The following is a 4679-nucleotide window of genomic DNA, read 5'->3' on the forward strand; positions in this document are numbered from 1 at the left end:
ATCCCGGTTTCGTGCTGCCCATCTTGCGCGATGCGATTGCGGCGGGCGGCCCGGTTGAAGGTCTCGCCCTTGTCGAGGCCCTTTGGGCAAGGATGTGCGCTGGCCAACGCGAGGATGGCGGCGTGATCGCGGCCAATGATCCCCATTGGGATGCGCTCAGTGCCACCGCGCAGCAAGCAAAGGACAACCCGCGCCTCTGGCTGGAGCAGGCGACGCTTTACGGCGATGTGCTGGGGCACATGCCCTTTGTCACCGCCTTTGATGACTGGCTGAGGGTGATCTGGACCGACGGAACTGAAGCGGCCATTGCCAAATTCACGAACACGGCCAGCTGACTTCAACTTGATGCTTTGATCCGCATTCATGGAATGCGCAGTGCAGACACCGCCTATAACAAAGAAAATCCGTTACATCCCCGCAAGCATCGCATCGATGCAATTATTCATCTCTTGCCGGAGGGGTCTGAGGGGGATTAGCGCGCGGCTCGTGTCGTTGGGAGTTTGGGAAAGCGCTTAGGTGACAGTGTCACAAGCGAAGCTGAGAGTGGGTCGCATCTGACTGCTTCCCGAGGCAAGCCGTGTCATCCGGTAACCACACCATCTGCCACCTTGATCCGCCGCCGACATGCGGCCGCGATCTTCTCGTCATGTGTGGAAATCAGGAACGTCGTCCCCTCTTTGCGGTTGATCTCGCCAAGCAATTCCATCACCTGCATGGCCGACGCTCGGTCGAGGTTGCCTGTGGGTTCATCCGCCAGCACCAGCTCCGGCGCGTTCATCAGCGCGCGCGCGACCGCGACACGCTGTTTTTGCCCGCCGGACAGCTTGGCGGTTGGGAAATCGACCCGGTCCGCCATTCCCATGCGCACCAATAGATCGCGGCCGCGGCTGCGCGCGGCGGGCGTCTCGCGCCCATCGCGCACGGCTGTGGGAAAGACCACGTTTTCCAGCGCGGTGAAGTCGGGCAGCAAATTGTGGAATTGGAACACGAAGCCGATATGGGCGTTGCGAAACGCCGTTAGCGCCCGGTCGTCGGCCGCGATCATGTCTTGGCCCAGCATCTCATAGGCGCCGGAGTTTGGCGCCATCAGGGTGCCGAGGATTGTCAGCAGCGTGCTTTTCCCCGCGCCGGACGGCCCCAGAAGAGCGGCCATCTCGCCTGCCTCGAGACGGAGCGACAGGCCGCGCAGCACGCGGGTCGCAGCCTCGCCCGTGCCGTAGGTCTTGACTAGGTCTCGAACCTCCAAAAGCGTGCTCATTGTCCGATCGCCGTGACGGGATCGACCCGCGAGGCGGCGCGCGCAGGCAAGATGGCGGCGAGGACCGCACCGATCACCGTCAAGGTGATGGCGAGGCCATAGGAGCCTTGCGTGATGTCCATGGGCAGGGTTCCCGGCTCGAAGGCCTCGCGCGGAGGGAAGGGCAGGAGGGCGAGGTATCCCAGCGCAGCACCCGTGATGCCGCCCAAGAGCCCGATCAGCGCCCCTTGCGTAACGAAAACGAACACGACGAAATTCCGCCCCGCGCCCATTGCCCGCATAATCCCGATCTCGGGTCTACGCCGATAGGTGGACAGCATCAGCGCCGAGGCGACGCCGATCACAATGGTGATAAGCGCGAAGGTCTTGAGAAAGTAGCCCGTCTGTGCCTGCGCGTTCAGCGCCTCCATCAGCTGTTCGGCCCCGTCGGTCCAGGGCACCGCGTCAAGGTCGGTCAGGGCGCGGATGCGCAGTGCCGTAGCATCAGCCGCGTTCAGATCGTCGAGCTTGATCTCGATCTGGGTGACACCTTGCGGCATGGCGAACAACGTACGCGCCACGGGCAGGCCGACGAAGGCGCGCGCCCCGTCCATCGCGCCATTGCCGGTCTCGAAAATGCCCGAAAGCGTCAGCAGCGCCGTGACCCCACCCGCGCTTTGCAGCCGCACTGATTGACCCCGAGACAGCGCAAGATCGTCGGTGAGTTCGCGACCCAACACGATCAGCCCAGGGCCGAGCCGGGCCGAGCCTTCGACGATGTAGCCGTCAAGATCGAGGATCGCGGATTCCCGCCCGGGCATCAGACCGGTGACGCTGACCTGCGACACCTGCGCCCCGCGGGTGAGAAAGCCTGCCCCGCCGATCTGCGGCGACACCGCCTTGACGCCGGGAACTGCCTCGATCAGCGGCAGCCATGTTTCGGCCTCGCTCAGCGTCGCGGTGCGTGTGCGGCCGCGCTCGGTGACGGCGAGCACATGGCCGGGCGCGGTGATCAGCACGGCGGGATCGAGATCCGCGGCCTCGATCGTGATGTGCGAGATGTCTCCGACGGTGCGCGATAGGATGAACTCGGCCAGCCCGCCGATCAGGGCCGACATGAAGATGAAGATGAACACGCCGACCGCGACGCCTGTGACCAAAAGCGCCGTCTGCGCTTTGTTCGCCATCAGATAGCGGATGGCAATTTTGAGCGCGTAGCGCATCATAGCCCGTCCACGGCGACGGCCTGTCCTTCGGCGATGCCCATCCCCTCGGTGATGACCGCGTCGCCTGCGCCCAATCCGGAGCTGACGATCAGACGGGCCGCGGGCCAGTCAACGACCCTCACGGATTGCCATTGCGCCACACCGTCCGAGATGATGAAGACACCGATGTCGTCCCCTTTTGTCTGCAAGGCGGTGCGCGGTACGGTCAGCGCGGCATCGCGCTGCTCCACGATGATGTTGGCCGCCACGGTCAGTCCGACAGGCGCATCGACCGGATCATCGAAGCCGATCCTTACGGCAAGGCCCCCCGTTGCGATATCCACCTGTCGAGACACGATTGTCACCTGACCGTCGCGCGTGCCGGTTTCGCCCGCCAGCTGAAGCACCGCTGTCTGGCCGGGGGAGATCTGCATCGCATAGGCCTCGTCGACGTCCACCTCGACGATCAGAACGCGCAGATCTGTGAGCGTCAGCAGCTGCGTGGCCTGATCGACGATCTGCCCGAGCTCAACGTTCAGCACGAGGACTGTGCCATTCAGAGGGGCCCTGATGGTGTGGTCGCGCAGCGCAACCTGTGCCTGCTCAAGCACGGCGGTAAGGCGTTCGACGTCCCTCTCGGCTGATTGCACGGCGCGCGCCTCGCTTTCCAGCACGCTGCGCGCAACGTTTTCCCCAAGCGCAAGTGAGCGGTCATAGGCCTCGCGTCGCTCGTCGCGCGTGATGCGCGTGGCGTCCAATGCAGCCATTGCCTGCCGGACGACCGTGTTCTGCGCTTCGGCGTCGATCCGTACCAGAACTTGCCCGGCTTCGACCTTGTCGCCTTCGGCCACAAGCAGGGCCACGACGGCACCGCTCACGCGGGGGCGCACGGCAACGGAGTGAAGGGCGGCAAGCTGACCGTTGACGGCGAGCACACGCGTCACCGGGGCGGGACTGACGATCTCAACTGATACCGGCGTCGGACGTGCCAGCCAGAACGCGGAAAAGACAACGCCTACGACGACGAGCGCCAGTGCTCCCGCACCCACCAAAGGCCAAAAGAGCCGAGTGCGCGACTGCGGAGAAGCGGGAGGGGGTGGCGGAGGGCGCACGACCGGAACCCGCGCAACCGGCGTCGCAGGGTCTGGATGTGATGGGTCTGCATTCTCTCGACTGGGTGTTTTCTGGCCGACCGTCACGAAAAAGCATCCTTCCTGTGGGGGACCGCCGATCGAGCGACCGCGCCCTCGGGCCTTACCTCCGCGCAGATAAAATACGTCCCAGCGCGGTTTCCGCCTTGATGTGGATCAGCGACGACTACAGCGATACTGATTCAAACCAATCCACCCTAGATCAGCTTGGCAGTATTAATGGCTATGGCATCGCGCGTCCCCGCGCCCGCTCCGCCCGGGAGGACCCATGAATGGGTCCTGTCGTCTGAACAAGCTCGCGGGGTTCGTGTGAGGCCCCGGCGATTATCCCCGACAGAATTTCGCAACAGACTCACGATCCAAGAGCGGATACTGGCTAGCCGCGGATCCGCCTAACCGGCGGCGCAAGCAACGCCTTCTCACCGTCTGCCACTTGCCCCTGATCTTGGTTGATAATCAGACTTTCCTGATTTTACCTCACATAAAGCCCCACATAGAATAAACGCTTGCTCGAAGGGCTTTCAGGCCGAATTCCGCGCCCTATCGATGCGGCGGCGCGCGCTTAGGCGTCCAGAGAGAAGCGCGCGGCTATTTTCTGGCGCGCTGCCCGCTTTCGGCACCCCTCCGGCAATAACGCGCATCGACCGTGAGTGGTGGGACAACTAGCTTCTCTCCCACTTTATCCAAACAATCTTGGCCGGTTCTTGATAGGCATCACTTCCAACTTATCGCGCCGATGGTGCTTGTCCCCCCAAGACGTATTTCCGTTTGAATCCGCCGATCCATAAGCAGGCGGTCGTGGTATCTCGCTGTACTTGGTGGAAACCGATGGGCTGGCTGGGTCTCGCAGGTGGCGCAATCTCGACAAGCTGGGGATGAGATCAAACGACACCTCTGAGCTTTTCTTTGACGCGATGCGCGTGCCGGCATCGGCTTCGCGCTGCCCCAAATAGGGACAGAGCTTTGCGCAGATGATGCAGCAATTGCCGCAAGAGCGCCTGTTGATCGGGGTCTATGCGGTGGCACGCATCGAACGTGCCCTGCGGGTCACGCTGGATTACGTCAAGCAACGCACAGCCTTTGGTA

The 4679-nt window shown here is 63.1% G+C and carries 4 protein-coding genes and 1 pseudogene; 2 read left to right on the plus strand and 3 right to left on the minus strand.

Features of this window, described 5'->3' with window-relative positions:
• A pseudogene (locus tag ACTG4J_RS10710) lies at nucleotides 1–335 on the plus strand (mannitol dehydrogenase family protein); the annotation flags it as partial.
• 245 nt (nucleotides 336–580) lie between these two features.
• Here ACTG4J_RS10710 and ACTG4J_RS10715 read toward each other — a convergent pair.
• From ACTG4J_RS10715 to ACTG4J_RS10725, 3 genes are read right to left on the minus strand one after another with little or no spacing between them, the layout of a single operon-like run.
• Nucleotides 581–1258 carry an ABC transporter ATP-binding protein gene (locus ACTG4J_RS10715; RefSeq protein WP_439139409.1) on the minus strand — a complete coding sequence of 226 codons (678 nt, stop codon included), beginning with the start codon at nucleotides 1256–1258 and terminating at the stop codon, nucleotides 581–583.
• Nucleotides 1255–2424: an ABC transporter permease gene (locus ACTG4J_RS10720; protein ID WP_439139411.1), complete on the minus strand. Its 1170-nt coding sequence runs from the start codon at nucleotides 2422–2424 to the stop codon at nucleotides 1255–1257. Before ACTG4J_RS10720 ends, ACTG4J_RS10715 begins: the two co-directional genes overlap by 4 nt.
• A 35-nt stretch (nucleotides 2425–2459) precedes the next feature.
• Nucleotides 2460–3491, minus strand: a complete 1032-nt coding sequence (locus ACTG4J_RS10725) for an efflux RND transporter periplasmic adaptor subunit (protein WP_439139413.1) — start codon at nucleotides 3489–3491, stop codon at nucleotides 2460–2462.
• Between the two features lie 1076 nt (nucleotides 3492–4567).
• On the opposite strand from ACTG4J_RS10725, the gene ACTG4J_RS10730 reads away from it, so the two are divergent.
• The coding region (locus ACTG4J_RS10730; RefSeq protein ID WP_439139415.1) for an acyl-CoA dehydrogenase family protein at nucleotides 4568–4679 on the plus strand (112 nt) is incomplete at its 3' end.

This window comes from Roseicyclus sp., assembly GCF_965662675.1.
Lineage (GTDB): Bacteria > Pseudomonadota > Alphaproteobacteria > Rhodobacterales > Rhodobacteraceae > Roseicyclus.